Below are 15,164 nucleotides of genomic sequence, written 5' to 3'. Positions count from 1 at the left end.
GCCGCCATCGCGATGGCGGCGCAGCGGCCGTGGCGATCCAGAGACTCCGGCTGCGTCGTGCACCGCCGGAGGGTTTCGTCGCCGACGGCGCCTCGCCATGCCGGTGTATGAACTTGTTCAGGGCTTGCCTGGCGCCGCCCGCAGCCGCTGAGGCCGAGGCCGGCGGCTCAGTTGTCGTCCTCGTCTTCACCGGGCGCTTCGTCGTCGTCGGCGCCGACTGACACGTGCGTGAAGCTCGGCAGGCTGCCACCCTCGCGGCGCCGGATCGCCCAGCACTTGTGCGCCGGCGGCGGGCGCTTGAAGTCTTCGTCGAGCGTCTGCGCGGTGATGTCGCGGGCGTCGAACTGGCCTTCGATCAGCGCGTCGAGCTTGAAGCCGTGGCGGTTGGTCGAGAAGTACAGCGTGCCGCCGGGCGCGAGCAGCGCCATCGTGAGGCGGATCAGCGGGCCGTGGTCGCGCTGGATGTCGAGCGTGCCTTCCATCTTCTTCGAGTTCGAGAAGGTCGGCGGATCGAGGAAGATCAGATCGAACTGCGGCGGCGTCGGCAGTTCGGCGCGCGTTTCGAGCCAGGCGAGGCAGTCGGCGCGCACCAGCGCGTGCTTCGGCAGCTTGGTGCCGGGCAGCGGCGGCCGCTCGTACTGTTGCGAATGGAAGTCGTTGAGCAGCAGATTGCGCTGCGCCCAGTCGAGGTACGTGTTCGACATGTCCAGCGACAGCGTGCTCGCCGCGCCGCCGCGCGCCGCGTGCACGCTGGCCGAGGCCGTGTAGCAGAACAGGTTCAGGAAGCGCTTGCCGGCGGCTTCCTGCTGGATGCGCAGGCGGATCGGCCGGTGGTCGAGGAACACGCCGGTGTCGAGGTAATCGTCGAAGTTCACGTACAGCTTGCAGCCGTATTCGTCGATCACGTGCAGGCGCTCGGCCTCGCTCTGGCGCTGGTACTGGCTCGTGCCCTTCTGCGACTGGCGCAGCTTGTAGTGCAGGCGCGCCGGCGGAATCTCCAGCACCGACTGCACGCCGGCCAGCGCGCCGCGCAGGCGCTTCTCGGCGCGCGCCGGGTCGACGGTCTTCGGCGCCGCGTATTCCTGCACGTGCGCGTGGCGCTCGCCGTCGACGGTCTCGTACAGATCGACGGCGACGGCGTACTCGGGCAGGTCGGCGTCGTAGACGCGCCAGCAGCTCACGCCGCTGCGCTTGGCCCACTTGCCGAGATGGCGGACGTTCTTGCGCAGGCGGTTGGCAAAGTCCTCGGTCGGTTCGGCGGCGGCCGGCGGTGGCGCGCCCTCGGCGGCCGCGCCCGCGCCGCCGGGAATGTCGAAGCGCAGCAGCTTGCAGGGAATCGCGCCGTTGTAGAGCGAGGAAATCTTGCTCGCGCGCAGGCCGAGGCGCTGCGCCAGATCGTCGCGCGCGGTGAAGAAGCCGAAGCGCCAGCCGCCGAAGTGCTGCTGCAGCGTCACGCCAAGCAGCGAGTAGAGCTTGACCAGCTCGGCCTCGTGGGCGAGGCGCTCGCCGTACGGCGGATTGGTGACGACCAGGCCCGGCACCGGGCCCGGCGCGCGCAGATCGATCGCGTCGCCGATCTCGAGCTGCAGCTTGCCGGCGAGTCCGGCGCGCTCGGCGTTCGCTTTCGCCGCCGCGATCGCGCGCGGTTCGAGGTCGGAGCCGAAGAAGCGCGCCTGCAGCGCGGCGAGTCCGGCGGCGCGGCGGCGCCCGGCTTCGGTCAGCAGGCGCTGCCACAGCGCCGGCTTGTGGTCGAGCCAGGCTTCGAAACCCCAACGCTCGCGCAGGATGCCGGGCGCGATGTCGGCGGCCATCCAGGCGCCTTCGATCAGCAGCGTGCCGGAGCCGCACATCGGGTCGACGAGCGGCGCGTCGGCCTGCGTCATCAGCTCCGGCCAGCCGGCGCGCACGAGGATCGCGCAGGCGAGGTTCTCTTTCAGCGGCGCCTCGACGCCGCGCGCGCGGTAGCCGCGGCGGTGCAGGCTTTCGCCGGCGAGGTCGAGGCTCAGCGTGCCCTGTTCGCGGTCGAGGTGCAGATGCAGGCGGATGTCGGGCTCGTCGGTGTCGACGCTCGGGCGCTCGAAGCCGGCGGCGCGGAAGCCGTCGACGATCGCGTCCTTGAGCTTGAGACCGGCGAAATGCGTGTTGGCGATGCCCGGCGTGCGGCCGGCGACCTCGATCGCGAAGCGGCTGTGCGAGGCGAACAGGTCCGGCCAGACGATTTCGCCGGCGGCGTCGTAGATCGCCTGCGCGTCGCCGAGCGCGAAGGTCTTCAGCGGCAGCAGCACGCGGCTGGCGAGCCGCGACCACAGGCAGGCGCGGTAGGCGGTTTCGAGCGTCGCGCTGCAGGCGACGCCGCCGCGCTTCTCGCCGGCGCCGATCGCGCCGAGCGCCGTCAGCTCGGCGACCAGCAGCGGTTCGACGCCGCGCGAGCAGGTGACGAAAAGGGGAAAGGTATCCGCGGGGGTTTCTTGCATGCGCCATTATCCCAGACCGCCGCGCGGCGCGGCGGCCTGCGCATCGGCGCGCCGGGGCAGGGAGCGCTCAGGGGGCGATCAGGGCGCGCTCTGGGCGTCGATGAAGTCGACCACGGTGTCGAGCAGCGAGGTGCCGCCGTTCGCCTCCGGCAGGCCGAGGCTGTGGTCGAGCTGCAGCGGCCGGCGCACTTCGAGGCGGCCGCCGCAGTGCGTCCAGATCTCGGTCTGGTCGACGGTCACGGCGCCGGCCAGCGTCGGGCTCTCGCCGCAGACGGCGGCGACGCGGCTCTGGAACTGCGCCCACTCGCCGATCAGCACCGGATCGAGGAAGGCCGGCGTATCGGCCAGCACCGGGGTGATCGTCCAAGTCGGATCGCTCCAGTGGCCCTTGGCCTGCAGCACGTCGTCCTGCGCGCCGACGATGCCGAGGTAGGGCCGCTGCAGCGACGGCGCGCACGGCGTCGCCGACGCCAGGAAGTGCTCGGACGCCGGGCCGGCGAGCGCGACGTAGACCGACGCCGCGCGCGGCGCCTCGCACCACAGGCGGTTGACCATCATGCCGCCGTTGGAGTGGCCGACGTAGTGCACGGCGGCGATGCCGCTGCGCGAGGCCAGCGTGCTGCTGAGCGCGGCCAGGAAGGCGCGGTCGTCGGCGCCCGAGTCCATCACGTAGTTCGACCAGGTCGTCGCCTTCGGCGCGTCGGCGCGATGCTGGCCCTGCGGGAACACGGCGAGCACGCGATGCGCGGCGAGCCAGTTCCAGTTCACGGTGGCGCTGCTCGGCGTGCCGGACTGCGTGAGCAGGCCGAGCTTGTACGCGAACGAGGCCTTGTCGCCCATGCCGCCGTGCAGGAAGACCACGGCACGCGTCGCGTTGCCGGGATCGTAGACGTCGTAGGCCTGCGGATAGCCGGCGAGCGTGGTGTCCAGGCTCGGCGCCGGCGTCGCCGCCGGCGGCTCGCCGCTGCTGTCACCGCCGCCGCCGCCTCCGCAGGCCTGCAGCGACGCGAGGAAGAGGACGACGGCGAGACGGCGGAGCAGAGGGCGCACGGCGGTGGACGGTCGATGGAACAGACGCGTTTTGTACTACGGCGCGCCGGCCGGCGTCCGTAACGCCGCGTAACGGCGGCTCAGGGCGGCGCGGCCAGCGCGCGCTCGTACAGCGCCAGCATCTCGGCGGAAAAGCAGGCGAACAGCACCGCGCGCAGCGTGCGCGTGCGCGGCAGCTGCGCGCGCACCTCGCGTACCGCGATCGCGGTCGCGGCCTCCCAGGGGTAGCCGTAGACGCCGCAGGAGATCGCCGGGAAGGCCAGCGTGCGCAGCTGCAGGGTCTCGGCGAGCGCCAGGCTGTTGCGGTAGCAGCGGGCGAGCGCGTCGGCCTCGCCGGCGCTGCCGCCCTGCCAGACCGGACCGACGGTGTGGATCACCCAGCGCGCCGGCAGGCGGTAACCGGCAGTGAGCCGCGCCTCGCCGGTCGGGCAGCCGCCGAGCGTGCGGCATGCGGCGAGCAGTTGCGGACCGGCGGCACGGTGGATCGCGCCGTCGACACCGCCGCCGCCGAGCAGGCCGGCATTGGCGGCGTTGACGATGGCGTCGACGGCCAGCGTCGTGATGTCGACGCGACGGGCTTCGAGCAGCGGACGGTGCATGCCGGCATTGCACGTCGCCGGCGTGGCGCGCGCAAGGGTGCCGCCGCTGCGCTTCAGGCGCTGCCGAAGTCGCGCGCCGGCAGGCCGAGCGCGGCATAGCCGCTGCGGCCGTAGAGTTCAGGCGATTCCGGCGGCCGGAACGCGCGCAGCGTCTGCTTGAGCTGCGCTTCGCGCGTGCCGAGCAGCACGGCGTTGTCGTCGTTGGCGCGCTGGCATTGCGCGGCCAGGCCGAGCAGTTCGCGCCACAGCGCGGCCGGCGCGTGCTCGCGCAGCGAGGCCAGCAGCCGCTCGATGCTTGCCGCGCCGCGCAGCTGCTGCAGGGCCTGGCCGAGCGTCTGCATCAGGCCGGCGGCCTCGGCCTTGGTGCGGGTGATCGTTTCCAGGCGGCCGACGTCGCTGGCGATCAGCGCCGTGCGTTCCTCCTGCAGCAGGCCGAGCAGGCGCTGCGCGCAGTCGCGCTGCGCTTCCAGATTGCCGCGCAGCTGCTGCGCGAGGCCTTCGCTCATCCGTAAATCTCCCGTTCGCTCTGCAGCATCTTGGCGGCGATCGCCTGCGGGTCGATGCGGTAGCTGCCGTCGCGCAGCGCGCGGCTGACGGTGTCGACCTTGCCCTGGTCGATGCCGCTGGCCTGATGCGCGAGCGCGCTGGCGTCCTGCAGCAGCAGGGCCTGATCGGTGAGCTGCACCGAATCCGCCGCGCCGGGCGCTGCGACCGGCGCGCTGGCGCCGCTGCGGCCGCTGGCGGCCGCGCCGCTGGTGGCCGGGCGCGCAAGCGCCGCGTAAGCGTCCATCGGACTGCCGTTGATCTTGCTGGTCATCGCCGCGTCCCGCCTCGAAAATCCGGTTCTGCTCGGGGTAGCGGCGGGTCGCGGTGAAACTTTAGGGAAGGTCTGAGTAACGTCGGCATCGCGAGGCCGCGCGGCGGCCGTGGCGATCCGGAGACGCTACCGGCGTCGTGCACCGCCGGATGGCTGCGGCGCCTCGCCATGACGACGGATGAACGCTTGCGGAGCTGCCCTGGGCGGCGCGCGACGGGCGTCACAGCTCGACGACCCCGGGGGCGGTGACGGTGCCCTCGACGACGCGCCGCGAGCGCGAGTTCTCGACGCGGATGCGGCTGCCGCGGGCGCCGTCGGCGAGCGCCTTGCCCTCGGCGCGCACCTCGATGCCGGCGCTGCGTCCGACCAGCGTGACCGGATCGCCGCGGCGGATGCAGCGGGCCGGCGCCAGATCGTCCGGACCCGGCGCCTGGCCGGCGGTCAGCGGGCGGCGGAACTCGGCCGGCGCGCCGGCGTCGAGCGCGGCGAGATGGCCGAACGGCAGCTGCGCGACGTCGCGCGTTTCGGTGCGGAACAGGTCGGCCTCGACCGGCTCGCCGCGGCGCACGGCGCGCGTCAGCACCAGCACCGGGCGCAGATCGCGGACCCGCACCGGCACGTACAGGGTCCACGCGCTCGGCGCCGCACAGCGCAGCGTGACGCTGAGCGCGGCGCCGCGCGCGTCGCCGGCTTCGGCTTGCGGCGCGCGCGCGCAGGCCGGCAGGCGCAGGCGCGGGTCGAGCGCGTCGGCCTGTACCTCGGCGCTGGCCGGCAGGCCGCGCCGCGCGGCGGCCTCGGCGAGCTGGCGGATGCGTTCGAGCGGTTCGACCGCATCCTGCGCGGCGGCCGGCGCGGCGGCGGCCAGCAGCAGGACGGCGGCGAGGAGCGGGCGCGTGCGGTTCATGGCCGGGGCGAGGCAAGTGCCGTGCCCGGACCGCGCTCAAGTCGGGCGCGCCGGCGCCGATAGTCAGGACAGCGCTACCCGGCTCGACGTCATGGCTACCGGACTTCTCGAAAGCATCGCCCGCAGTACCCAGCTCGCCGGCCACAACCGGCTGGCCCTGCTGCTGTTCCGGCTCGGGCCGCGCCAGATTTTTGGCATCAACGTCTTCAAGGTGCAGGAAGTCGTGCGCACACCGCCGCTGACGCGCATGCCGGGCGCGCATCCGCACATCCTCGGCGTCGCCGACCTGCGCGGCCGCATCGTGCCGGTCATCGACCTGCGCGCGGCGATCGGCGCCGAGGGCGAGTCCTCGGCTGCCGGCCATCTGATCGTCGCCGAGTTCAACCGCTCGGTGCAGGCGTTCCACGTCGCCCAGGTCGAGCGCATCGCCCATCTCGACGTCGCCGAGCTGCGCACGCCGCCCGAAGGCGCCGGCGACGGATATCTGACGGCGGTCACGCACTACCAGAACCAGCTGGTCGAGATCATCGACGTCGAGAAAGTGCTGGCCGAGATCCTCGGCGGACCGCGCGCGCTGAGCGCGTCGATCGGCGACAGCGCCCGCCGCCTCGACGCCGGCGGCCTCAAGGTGATGGTGGTCGACGACTCGCGCGTCGCGCGGGCGCAGATCGAGCGCGTGCTGCGCGAACTGGGCCTGGCCTCGATCGAGGCCGCCGACGGCGCCGAGGCGCTGGCCCGGCTGCGCGAGATGGCGGCCGCGGCGCCGCTCGCCGAGCAGCTGCTGATGGTGATCTCCGACATCGAGATGCCGACGCTCGACGGCTACCGCCTGACGACGGAAATCCGGCGCGATGCCGCGCTGCGCGATCTGTACGTGCTGCTGCATACCTCGCTGTCGGGCGTCTTCAACAACGCCATGGTCGACAAGGTCGGCGCCGACCGCTTCATCGCCAAGTTCAGCGCCGACGAACTGGCCGGCGCGGTGCTCGCGCGCCTGCACGAGGTGCTGGCCCCGGCCTGAGCCGCGCCGCCGGCACGCCCGGTCACGCGGCGCCTGGCACATGGCTTGCCTCGGGGGTGCAGACCCACGAGGAGCCGTCGCCGATGGCCATCGACTACGCATCGTTCGGAATCCAGGAGCAGGCGCTGCAGGTGCAGCGGCGCCGGCTCGAGCTGATCGCCGCCAACATCGCCAACGCCGACACGCCGGGCTTTCAGGCGCGCGATCTGGATTTCCGCAGCGTGCTCGCCGGCGCGCAGAAAGCCGCGGCCGGCGCTGCCGACGGCGGCGCGGTGACGCAGACGCTGACCGAGGCGCCGCCGCAGTACCGCGTGCCGCTGCAACCGGCGGTCGACGGCAATACCGTCGACGTGCAGGTCGAGCAGGGCCAGTACGCCGACGCGGCGCTGCGCTATCAGGCCAGCCTCAATTTCCTCGACGGCAAGATCAAGAGCCTGATCACCGCGATCACCGGCCAGTAGCCGGCGGCGCAGGAGACCGACCATGTCCTCGTTCCGCATCTTCGATATCGCCGGCAGCGCGATGAGCGCGCAGTCGGCGCGGCTCAACACGGTGGCCAGCAATCTCGCCAACGCCGACGCCGTGTCCGGCAATCCGGACGAGGTCTACAAGGCGCGCCTGCCGGTCTTCAAGACGCTGCGCGAGCCGGGCAGCCAGGACAGCGCCGGCGTGCAGGTGCTCGGCATCGTCGAAAGCCGGGCGGCGCCGGAAAAGCGCTACGAGCCCGGCCATCCGCTCGCCGACGCCGACGGCTACGTCTACGCGCCGAACGTCAACGTCGTCGAGGAGATGGTCAACATGATCTCGGCCTCGCGTTCCTACCAATCCAGCGTCGACGTGATGAACACCGCCAAGGAACTGGCGCTGCGCACCCTCACGCTCGGCAAGTGAGCCCCGCCATGACCGCCACCAACAGCGTTGCCGACAATCCCTACAGCGCGCTCGGCCTCGGCCAGCAGAGCCGCGGCCAGAGCGGCAGCAACGCGCTCGGCCAGGACGCCTTCCTCAAGCTGCTGACCACGCAGCTGCAGAACCAGAATCCGCTCAAGCCGGTCGACAACACCGAATTCCTCGGCCAGCTCGCGCAGATCAGCACGGTGTCCGGCGTCGAGAAGCTCAACGATTCGTTCGCCGAATTGTCCAGCTCGCTGAGCAGCTACCAGACGCTGCAGGCCGCGCAGCTGGTCGGCCACGAGGTGCTGGTGCCGAGCAGCGCCGGCTATCTGCCGGCCGGCGGCACGCTCGACGGCGCGGTCGCGGTCGGCAGCAGCGGCCAGGTGCTGGTCGACGTGCTCGACGCCAGCGGCAGCGTGATCCGCACCCTCGATCTCGGCACGCAGAGCCCGGGCGTCGCCAATTTCTCGTGGGACGGCAAGAACAGCGCCGGCGAGACGCTCGACGCCGGCACCTACAAGCTGCAGGCGCGCCTCGTGCAGGGCACGAGCGAAAGCGCGCTGACCACTTACGCCACCGGTGCCGTGCAGAGCGTGCAGCTCGGCGCCAGCGGCCTGACGCTCGACTTGCAGGGGCTCGGCGCGTTCTCGCTCTCCGACGTCCTGCAGATTCTCTAAACGAGAGGAACACCGAAAATGCCTTTCCAGATCGCGCTGTCCGGCCTCAACGCCGCCTCGTCCGACCTCAACGTCACCGCCAACAACATCGCCAACGTCAACACCACGGGCTTCAAGTCCTCGCGTGCCGAGTTCGCCGACCTGTTCCCGATCTCGGCCTACGGTCTGTCGTCGACGGCGACCGGCGTCGGCGTGCGCACCTCGCGCGTCGCCCAGCAGATGACGCAGGGGCCGATCAACACGACCGGCAACACGCTCGACCTGGCGATCTCCGGTGAAGGCTTCTTCACGCTGTCCGACAACGGCTCGATGGTCTACACGCGCGCCGGCGCATTCGGCACCGACAAGAACGGCTATGTCGTCAACGCCGCCGGCCAGCGCCTGCAGGTGTTCCCGCCGACCTCGAACGGCAGTTTCGACACGGCGCGGCTCGCCGATCTGCAGCTGTCGACCTCGACCAATCCGCCGCTGGCGACGCGCAGCATCGACGCCAACGTCAACCTGCCGTCGGGCGCCAGCGCGCCGACCACGACGCCGTTCGACGCGACCGATCCGGCCAGCTACAACTACACGCGCTCGACGCAGGTCTACGACTCGCTCGGCACCGCGCATCAGGCGGCGCTGTACTTCGTGAAGGGCGCGACCGCCAACAGCTGGGACGTGCACGTGCAGATCGACGGCGTCGACGCCGGCTCCAGCGCGCTGACGTACTCGGATTCCGGCACGCTGCTGACGCCGGCCAACGGCCAGATCACGCTGCCGACGTACACGCCGACCAGCGGCGCGGCGGCGATGAACCTGAGCCTCGATCTCGGCCAGTCGACGCAGTACGGCGAGGACTTCGCCGTCAACAGCCTGACGCAGGACGGCTACACGACCGGCTCGCTGACGACGATCGAGATCACCGCCGAGGGCATCGTCCAGGCGCGCTACACCAACGGCCAGGCGACGCCGCTCGGCCAGGTCGCGCTGGCGCGCTTCCCGAACCCGCAGGGCCTGCAGCAGCTCGGCGACACCGGCTGGGGCGAGACTTTCGCCGCCGGCCAGCCGATCCGCGGCGGCGGCGATTCGCCGAACTTCGGCGCGATCCAGTCCGGCGCGCTCGAAGGCTCGAACGTCGATCTGTCGGCGCAGCTCGTCAACATGATCACCGCGCAGCGCAACTACCAGGCGAACGCGCAGATGATCTCGACGGCCGACCAGATCACGCAGACCATCATCAACATCCGCTGATGGCGGCCGCGCTCGCGATGATCGCGTCGCCTGCCGCCGCGAAAGCCGCGCGGACCATGGTCCGCCGCGATCGTGCGGCGCGCGCCGGGGCCGCGTCCGGCTGGCGGCGCCAGGGCGCCGCGCCGGTCGCGGACCGCTGACGGAGGACTCTCATGGACCGCGCGCTCTACGTGGCGATGACCGGGGCCAGCGAAACGCTGCGCCAGCAGGCGATCAACAACCACAATCTCGCCAACGCCTCGACCACTGGTTTTCGCGCCGAGCTGCTGGCCAGCGCCACGGCGGCGGTGCAGGGGCCGGGCCTGCCGACGCGCGTCAACGCCGCGGCCGGCACCGCCGGCTGGGATACGCGCAGCGGGGGCATCCAGCAGACCGGCCGCGAGCTCGACGTCGCGCTCGCCGAGGACGCCTGGCTGGCGGTGCAGGGCCGCGACGGCCGCGAGGCCTACACCAAGGCCGGCGACCTGCAGCTCGACGCCAGCGGCCAGCTGCGCACCGCGTCCGGGCTTGCCGTGCTCGGCGACGGTGGTCCGATCGCGCTGCCGCAGGCGCAGGGCCTGACGATCGGCGGCGACGGCACGATCAGCATCCAGCCGCTCGGCAGCGGCAGCGAGACGCTCGCCGCGGTCGGCCGTCTGCGCGTCGTGCGCGCCACGCCGGAGCAGCTGCAGCGCGGCGACGACGGCCTGATGCGCAGCCGCGACGGCGCGCCGCTGGCGCCGGCCAGCGGCAACGTCGTCAGCAGCGGCGCGCTCGAAGGCAGCAACGTCAATCTGCCCGAGGCGATGGTCAACATGATCAGCCTCGCGCGGCAGTTCGAGCTGCAGACCAAGCTGATGAAGACCGCCGAGGACAATGCCGCCGCGTCGTCGACGCTGGCGCGGATGACCGGCTGAGCCAAAAGACGGCCGCGCTTCCCGCCGCCCCCTTGCCGCCGCACGCATCGCGCTAGCGGCCGGCGGCGTGCGCCGCCGGCACGGCGTTCCGGCGCCACGGCGGCGGACCCGCGCCGCGAACCCGATCCCGTCCGTTGCGCCCCGGATCACCGCGCCGCTCTCCGCTATCCACTTTGCGTTTTCCGCGCGCCGCGCCGGCTTTCCGGCACGCGCGGCGCTGGTCCGGAACTTGTAGAGCCGGTGACAGCAGACGAAATTCCGTCGGAGCTCAGCCATGAACCAGGCCCTGTGGGTCGCCAAGACCGGACTCGATGCGCAGCAGACGCGCATGAGCGTCGTGTCCAACAATCTCGCCAACGTCAACACGACCGGCTTCAAGAAAGGCCGGGCCGCGTTCGAGGATCTGCTGTACCAGACGGTGCGCCAGCCGGGCGCCCAGACCTCGCAGCAGACGCAGGCGCCGACCGGCGAGATGCTCGGCACCGGCGTGCGCGTGGTCGCCACCGAGAAGAGCTTCACGCAGGGCAATCTGTCGCAGACCGGCAACGCCCTCGACGTCGCCATCAACGGCCGCGGCTTTCTCCAGGTGCAGATGCCGGACGGCACGCTCGCCTATACGCGCGACGGCAGCCTCAAGCTCGACAACCAGGGCCAGCTCGTCACCGCCAGCGGCTATCCGATTCAGCCGGGCATCCAGATCCCGACCGGCGCGCAGAGCATCTCGATCAGCGCCGACGGCATCGTCTCGGTGCAGGTCAGCGGTGACGCGCAGCCGCAGCAGGTCGGCCAGCTGCTGACCGCCGACTTCATCAATCCGGCCGGCCTGCAGCCGAAGGGCGAGAACCTCTACACCGAAACCGCCGCCAGCGGTTCGCCGCAGACCGGCGCGCCGTCGCAGAGCGGCTTCGGCTCGCTGGTGCAGGGTTCGCTGGAAGCCTCGAACGTCAACGTCGTCGAGGAGATGGTCAACATGATCGAGACGCAGCGTGCCTACGAGATGAACTCGAAGGCGATCGCGACCACCGATCAGATGCTGCAGTTCGTCACCCAGAACCTGTGAACGCCGTGACGCGCCGCTACGCATCGCTGTTGCTGCCGCTCCTGCTCGCGGCCTGCGCCGGCGCGCCGTCGCGCGAGCCGCTCGAGGTGCCGCCCGAGGCCGCCGCCGCGCCGCCGCCGGCGAGCGAGGGGGCGATCTACGCCGCCGGCGCCGGCATCAGCCTGTTCGAGGATCAGAAGGCGCGCCGCGTCGGCGATCTGCTGACGGTGCAGCTGGTCGAGAAGACCAGCGCCGAGAAGAAAGCCAACACCAGCACGGCGAAGAAGACCAGCGACAGCATCGTCAACCCGACGCTGTTCGGCCGGCCGCTGAGCGTCAACGGCACCGGCGTGCTCGGCTTCGATCTGGGCTCGGATCAGTCGTTCGCCGGCGGCGGCGCATCGACGCAGTCGAACACGCTGTCGGGCTCGGTCACGGTCGTCGTCACGCGCGTGCTGCCGAACGGCAATCTGCTCGTGCGCGGCGAGAAGCAGCTGTCGCTGAATCAGGGCACCGAGCGCGTCACCCTCGAGGGCATCGTGCGGCCGGTCGACATCGGCGCCGGCAACACGGTCAGCTCGGACCGCGTCGCCAACGCGCGCATCCGTTATGCCGGCAGCGGCGCGGTCGCCGACGCCAACGCGATGGGCTGGCTGGCGCGTTTCTTCAATTCGGTGCTGTTCCCGTTCTAGCGATCGTCCGGAGACCGCCATGCGCTTCCTGCTCGTCCGCCGCCATCAACGCCTGCTGCGCGTGGCCCGCCTGCTGCTCGGCGTGCTGCTGCTGGTGCCGGATCCGGCCCGCGCCGAGCGCGTCAAGGATCTGGCGGCGGTCGAAGGCGTGCGCAGCAATCCGCTGATCGGTTATGGCCTGGTTGTCGGCCTCGACGGCACCGGTGACCAGACCACGCAGGCGCCGTTCACGACGCAGAGCCTGAAGTCGATGCTCGCCCAGCTCGGCATCACCGTGCCGAGCAACGTCAATCCGCAGCTCAAGAACGTCGCCGCCGTCGCCGTCAGCGCCGAGCTGCCGGCGTTCGCCAAGCCGGGCCAGCAGATCGACGTCACCGTGTCCTCGCTCGGCAACGCCGGCTCGCTGCGCGGCGGCGCGCTGCTGATGACGCCGCTGAAGGGCGCCGACGGCCAGGTCTACGCGATCGCGCAGGGCAATGTCGTCGTCGGCGGCCTCGGCGTTTCCGGCAAGGACGGCTCGCGCGTCACCATCAACGTGCCGAGCGCCGGCCGCATCCCGAATGGGGCGCAGGTCGAGCGCGTCGTCGCCAGCAGTTTCGCCGTCGCGCCGGAGTTGCGCTTCAACCTCCATGCTCCGGATTTCACCACCGCCGCACACATGGCCAAGAGCATCAACGCCGTGCTCGGCGGCGAATTCGCCAGGGCCCAGGACGCGGTGACGGTCAGCGTCGCCGCGCCGGCCGATCCCAGCCAGCGCGTCGCTTTCCTGTCGGTGCTCGAGAACATCGAGGTGGCGCCGGGCGAGGCGGCGGCGCGCGTGGTCATCAACTCGCGCACCGGCACGGTCGTCATCGGCAGCGGCGTGCGCGTGATGCCGGCGGCGGTCGCGCACGGCTCGCTGGCGGTGACGATCTCGGAGAAGCCGCAGGTCAGCCAGCCGGGTGCGTTCAGCGAAGGCCAGACCGTGGTCGTGCCACGCTCGCAGATCGAGGTGACGCAGGACGGCGCCGGCCGCATGTTCGTGTTCGACGCCGGCGTCAGCCTCGACGATCTGGTCAAGGCGGTGAATCAGGTCGGCGCCGCGCCGGGCGATCTGGTCGCGATCCTGGAGGCGCTGAAGGAAGCGGGCGCGCTGCGGGCGGAGCTGGTGGTGATCTGATGATGGCGGCGATCCGGCCATGCGGTGCGTTCCGGGCCTGCACGCGGGTCATGTCCGCGGCGCGGCCGGCATCGTGCTGCGTCGGATCTGCTGATGGCAATGCGGTCACGGCTCGTTCTGCGGCGCTGGGTGCTCGATCCCTACGTTTGATTTCGCCTGTCGGCGCCTTACTTTTCTTTGCTTGTGCAAAGAAAAGTAAGCAAAAGAAACACACCCCTGGCTTACGCGCCCTCGCTGCGCTCGGGTTCCCTGCGATGCTCGCCGGTCCGGCCGTCGCTGAAACTCGCGGTGCTGCGCACCGCTCAAACAGTCAGCGCCGGACAGCCCCGGACCGGCTGCGCTTCTCGGCGCTCCGCAAAGGGGACCCAAAGGCGAACAGCAAAGCGTCCTTGCCGCGAAGCTCTGCCGTTGCCGTTGCCGTTGCCGTTGCCTTTGCCTTTGCCGTACGGGTCCCCTTGGGCCGCACCGAGCAGCGCAGCGCGCGCAGGGAATGGCCGGCCAGGACGGCCGGCCAAGTCGCCGCCGCGGCACGGATGCCGCGTCGGCGACGGTCCCGAGCACGTGAGCAGCGCAGGGCACTTCGCGTAGCGAAGTGCGGCCCCAGGGGTGTGCTTTCTTTTGCTTACTTTTCTTTGCACAAGCAAAGAAAAGTGAGGCGCGCGCCAGCGCGAAATAAAAGGCTCGATCGAGCGACGACCTTGATGTGCCGCCCGGCTGTGATTGAGCCGCAATGCGGAGTCGCCGCATGAGCGCCCGTCCCACCGACAGCATCACCGACTTCGGCCAGTTCAACGCCCTGCGCCGCGGCGCGCGCGCCAATGACGAAGGGGCAGTGCGCAAGGCCGCGCAGCAGTTCGAGGCGCTGCTCACGCAGCAGATGCTCAAGAGTGCGCGTGCGGCTTTGCCCGGCGATCCGCTGACCGGCGGCGGCCAGACCGATTTCTATCAGGACCTGTTCGACCAGCAGATGGCCGTGCACCTGTCGTCTGGCAAAGGGCTGGGCCTGGCCGATCTGCTGGTGCGCCAGCTGCGCGGCGGCGACGCGGCTGCGGCCGCCAATGCGCGGCCGGACGGCGCGCTGTCCTCGACGCCGGTGACCAGCGCCGCGCCAGCCGAAGCCGCCGCGGCCGCCGGCGCCGCGCCAGCCGAAGCCGCCGCGGCCGCCGGCGCCAGCGCCACGCGGGCGGCCAGCGCCAGCGGCAGCGACGCGCGCAGCGCCTTCGTGCAGGCGATCCGCCCGCACGCCGAGCGCGCCGCGCGCGAGCTGGGCGTGCCGGCGCGCGTGCTGATCGCCCAGGCTGCACTCGAGACCGGTTGGGGCCGGCACGCGCTGCGCGGCGCCGACGGGCAGCCGACATTCAACTTTTTCGGCATCAAGGCCGATAAGCGCTGGGAGGGGGACGAAGTGCGCACGACGACGACCGAATACGTGGACGGCCAGGCGCAGCGCCAGCGCGCGGATTTTCGCGCCTACGCCTCGGCCGGCGAGGCCTTCGACAACTATGTTGATTTCCTCAAGTCCAATCCGCGTTACGCCCAGGCGCTGCGCCACGGCGGCAGCGCCGCCAGCTTCGTGCATGGCCTGCAGCAGGCCGGCTATGCGACCGATCCGGCCTACGCCAGCAAGATCCTGCGCATCGCCAACGGGCCGGCGATGCAGCTCGCGCTCGGCGACGCCGGCGACACGCTGAGCGCCTGAGGAGCCGCCG

General features: G+C 71.3%; 17 protein-coding genes. 11 read left to right on the top strand and 6 right to left on the bottom strand.

Annotated features, from left to right (window positions below; genetic code table 11):
• Positions 1-167: 167 nt before the first annotated feature.
• From rlmKL to flgA, 6 genes are all read right to left on the bottom strand, one after another.
• On the bottom strand, positions 168-2,474 hold the full coding sequence (gene rlmKL / locus H149_RS0111300) for a bifunctional 23S rRNA (guanine(2069)-N(7))-methyltransferase RlmK/23S rRNA (guanine(2445)-N(2))-methyltransferase RlmL (RefSeq protein WP_020649866.1): 2,307 nt from the start codon (positions 2,472-2,474) through the stop codon (positions 168-170).
• 78 nt (positions 2,475-2,552) lie between these two features.
• Positions 2,553-3,524, bottom strand: coding sequence for an alpha/beta hydrolase family protein (locus tag H149_RS0111295; protein WP_020649865.1), 972 nt, complete (start codon positions 3,522-3,524; stop codon positions 2,553-2,555).
• 80 nt (positions 3,525-3,604) lie between these two features.
• Complete coding sequence (locus tag H149_RS0111290; protein WP_020649864.1) at positions 3,605-4,123, bottom strand: O-acetyl-ADP-ribose deacetylase; 519 nt, start codon at positions 4,121-4,123, stop codon at positions 3,605-3,607.
• 53 nt (positions 4,124-4,176) lie between these two features.
• Positions 4,177-4,629: a flagella synthesis protein FlgN gene (locus H149_RS0111285; RefSeq protein WP_020649863.1), complete on the bottom strand. Its 453-nt coding sequence runs from the start codon at positions 4,627-4,629 to the stop codon at positions 4,177-4,179.
• On the bottom strand, positions 4,626-4,940 hold the full coding sequence (flgM, locus tag H149_RS0111280; RefSeq protein WP_020649862.1) for a flagellar biosynthesis anti-sigma factor FlgM: 315 nt from the start codon (positions 4,938-4,940) through the stop codon (positions 4,626-4,628). Before flgM ends, H149_RS0111285 begins: the two co-directional genes overlap by 4 nt.
• Positions 4,941-5,160: 220 nt before the next feature.
• The gene (gene flgA, locus H149_RS0111275; protein WP_020649861.1) at positions 5,161-5,844 is read right to left on the bottom strand and encodes a flagellar basal body P-ring formation chaperone FlgA; all 684 of its coding nucleotides are present in this window, start codon (positions 5,842-5,844) and stop codon (positions 5,161-5,163) included.
• Positions 5,845-5,935: 91 nt separating this feature from the next.
• On the opposite strand from flgA, the gene H149_RS0111270 reads away from it, so the two are divergent.
• The 11 genes from H149_RS0111270 to flgJ all read left to right on the top strand — a co-directional run bounded on the left by H149_RS0111270 (position 5,936) and on the right by flgJ (position 15,154).
• Positions 5,936-6,865 carry a chemotaxis protein gene (locus H149_RS0111270; RefSeq protein ID WP_020649860.1) on the top strand — a complete coding sequence of 310 codons (930 nt, stop codon included), beginning with the start codon at positions 5,936-5,938 and terminating at the stop codon, positions 6,863-6,865.
• Between the two features lie 83 nt (positions 6,866-6,948).
• On the top strand, positions 6,949-7,326 hold the full coding sequence (flgB, locus tag H149_RS0111265; protein WP_020649859.1) for a flagellar basal body rod protein FlgB: 378 nt from the start codon (positions 6,949-6,951) through the stop codon (positions 7,324-7,326).
• 22 nt (positions 7,327-7,348) lie between these two features.
• Positions 7,349-7,756, top strand: a complete 408-nt coding sequence (gene flgC / locus H149_RS0111260; RefSeq protein WP_020649858.1) for a flagellar basal body rod protein FlgC — start codon at positions 7,349-7,351, stop codon at positions 7,754-7,756.
• An 8-nt stretch (positions 7,757-7,764) separates the two neighbouring features.
• Entirely contained in the window at positions 7,765-8,436 is a 672-nt protein-coding gene (locus H149_RS0111255; RefSeq protein WP_020649857.1) for a flagellar hook assembly protein FlgD, read from the top strand.
• A gap of 18 nt (positions 8,437-8,454) precedes the next feature.
• Positions 8,455-9,669: a flagellar hook protein FlgE gene (gene flgE / locus H149_RS0111250; protein WP_020649856.1), complete on the top strand. Its 1,215-nt coding sequence runs from the start codon at positions 8,455-8,457 to the stop codon at positions 9,667-9,669.
• On the top strand, positions 9,669-9,809 hold the full coding sequence (locus H149_RS23190) for a hypothetical protein (RefSeq protein ID WP_020649855.1): 141 nt from the start codon (positions 9,669-9,671) through the stop codon (positions 9,807-9,809). The genes flgE and H149_RS23190 overlap by 1 nt, the downstream gene beginning before the upstream one ends.
• Positions 9,810-9,821: 12 nt before the next feature.
• A complete protein-coding gene (locus H149_RS0111240; RefSeq protein WP_020649854.1) occupies positions 9,822-10,565 on the top strand; it encodes a flagellar basal body rod protein FlgF in 744 nt (247 codons plus the stop codon).
• Positions 10,566-10,839: 274 nt separating this feature from the next.
• Positions 10,840-11,625, top strand: coding sequence for a flagellar basal-body rod protein FlgG (gene flgG / locus H149_RS0111235; RefSeq protein ID WP_020649853.1), 786 nt, complete (start codon positions 10,840-10,842; stop codon positions 11,623-11,625).
• Positions 11,622-12,296 (top strand): flagellar basal body L-ring protein FlgH, encoded by a 675-nt coding sequence (gene flgH, locus H149_RS0111230; protein ID WP_020649852.1) that lies wholly within the window; start codon positions 11,622-11,624, stop codon positions 12,294-12,296. The genes flgG and flgH overlap by 4 nt, the downstream gene beginning before the upstream one ends.
• Before the next feature lie 19 nt (positions 12,297-12,315).
• The gene (locus H149_RS0111225; protein WP_020649851.1) at positions 12,316-13,455 is read left to right on the top strand and encodes a flagellar basal body P-ring protein FlgI; all 1,140 of its coding nucleotides are present in this window, start codon (positions 12,316-12,318) and stop codon (positions 13,453-13,455) included.
• A 745-nt stretch (positions 13,456-14,200) separates the two neighbouring features.
• Positions 14,201-15,154 (top strand): flagellar assembly peptidoglycan hydrolase FlgJ, encoded by a 954-nt coding sequence (gene flgJ, locus H149_RS0111220; RefSeq protein WP_020649850.1) that lies wholly within the window; start codon positions 14,201-14,203, stop codon positions 15,152-15,154.
• The last annotated feature ends 10 nt before the right edge of the window (positions 15,155-15,164 follow it).

The sequence above is a fragment of the Solimonas variicoloris DSM 15731 genome (genome assembly GCF_000382285.1).
In the GTDB taxonomy this organism is placed as follows: domain Bacteria; phylum Pseudomonadota; class Gammaproteobacteria; order Nevskiales; family Nevskiaceae; genus Solimonas; species Solimonas variicoloris.
This window is presented reverse-complemented; position numbering and strand designations above follow the sequence as displayed.

What these genes read in the sequence shown, in the direction of transcription:
- rlmKL (WP_020649866.1), bottom strand. Translation starts at nt 2,474, where the DNA reads ATGCAAGAAACCCCCGCGGATACCTTTCCCCTTTTCGTCACCTGCTCG.
- H149_RS0111290 (WP_020649864.1), bottom strand. Translation starts at nt 4,123, where the DNA reads ATGCACCGTCCGCTGCTCGAAGCCCGTCGCGTCGACATCACGACGCTG.
- H149_RS0111285 (WP_020649863.1), bottom strand. Translation starts at nt 4,629, where the DNA reads ATGAGCGAAGGCCTCGCGCAGCAGCTGCGCGGCAATCTGGAAGCGCAG.
- flgM (WP_020649862.1), bottom strand. Translation starts at nt 4,940, where the DNA reads ATGACCAGCAAGATCAACGGCAGTCCGATGGACGCTTACGCGGCGCTT.
- flgA (WP_020649861.1), bottom strand. Translation starts at nt 5,844, where the DNA reads ATGAACCGCACGCGCCCGCTCCTCGCCGCCGTCCTGCTGCTGGCCGCC.
- H149_RS0111270 (WP_020649860.1), top strand. Translation starts at nt 5,936, where the DNA reads ATGGCTACCGGACTTCTCGAAAGCATCGCCCGCAGTACCCAGCTCGCC.
- flgB (WP_020649859.1), top strand. Translation starts at nt 6,949, where the DNA reads ATGGCCATCGACTACGCATCGTTCGGAATCCAGGAGCAGGCGCTGCAG.
- flgC (WP_020649858.1), top strand. Translation starts at nt 7,349, where the DNA reads ATGTCCTCGTTCCGCATCTTCGATATCGCCGGCAGCGCGATGAGCGCG.
- H149_RS0111255 (WP_020649857.1), top strand. Translation starts at nt 7,765, where the DNA reads ATGACCGCCACCAACAGCGTTGCCGACAATCCCTACAGCGCGCTCGGC.
- flgE (WP_020649856.1), top strand. Translation starts at nt 8,455, where the DNA reads ATGCCTTTCCAGATCGCGCTGTCCGGCCTCAACGCCGCCTCGTCCGAC.
- H149_RS23190 (WP_020649855.1), top strand. Translation starts at nt 9,669, where the DNA reads ATGGCGGCCGCGCTCGCGATGATCGCGTCGCCTGCCGCCGCGAAAGCC.
- H149_RS0111240 (WP_020649854.1), top strand. Translation starts at nt 9,822, where the DNA reads ATGGACCGCGCGCTCTACGTGGCGATGACCGGGGCCAGCGAAACGCTG.
- flgG (WP_020649853.1), top strand. Translation starts at nt 10,840, where the DNA reads ATGAACCAGGCCCTGTGGGTCGCCAAGACCGGACTCGATGCGCAGCAG.
- H149_RS0111225 (WP_020649851.1), top strand. Translation starts at nt 12,316, where the DNA reads ATGCGCTTCCTGCTCGTCCGCCGCCATCAACGCCTGCTGCGCGTGGCC.
- flgJ (WP_020649850.1), top strand. Translation starts at nt 14,201, where the DNA reads ATGAGCGCCCGTCCCACCGACAGCATCACCGACTTCGGCCAGTTCAAC.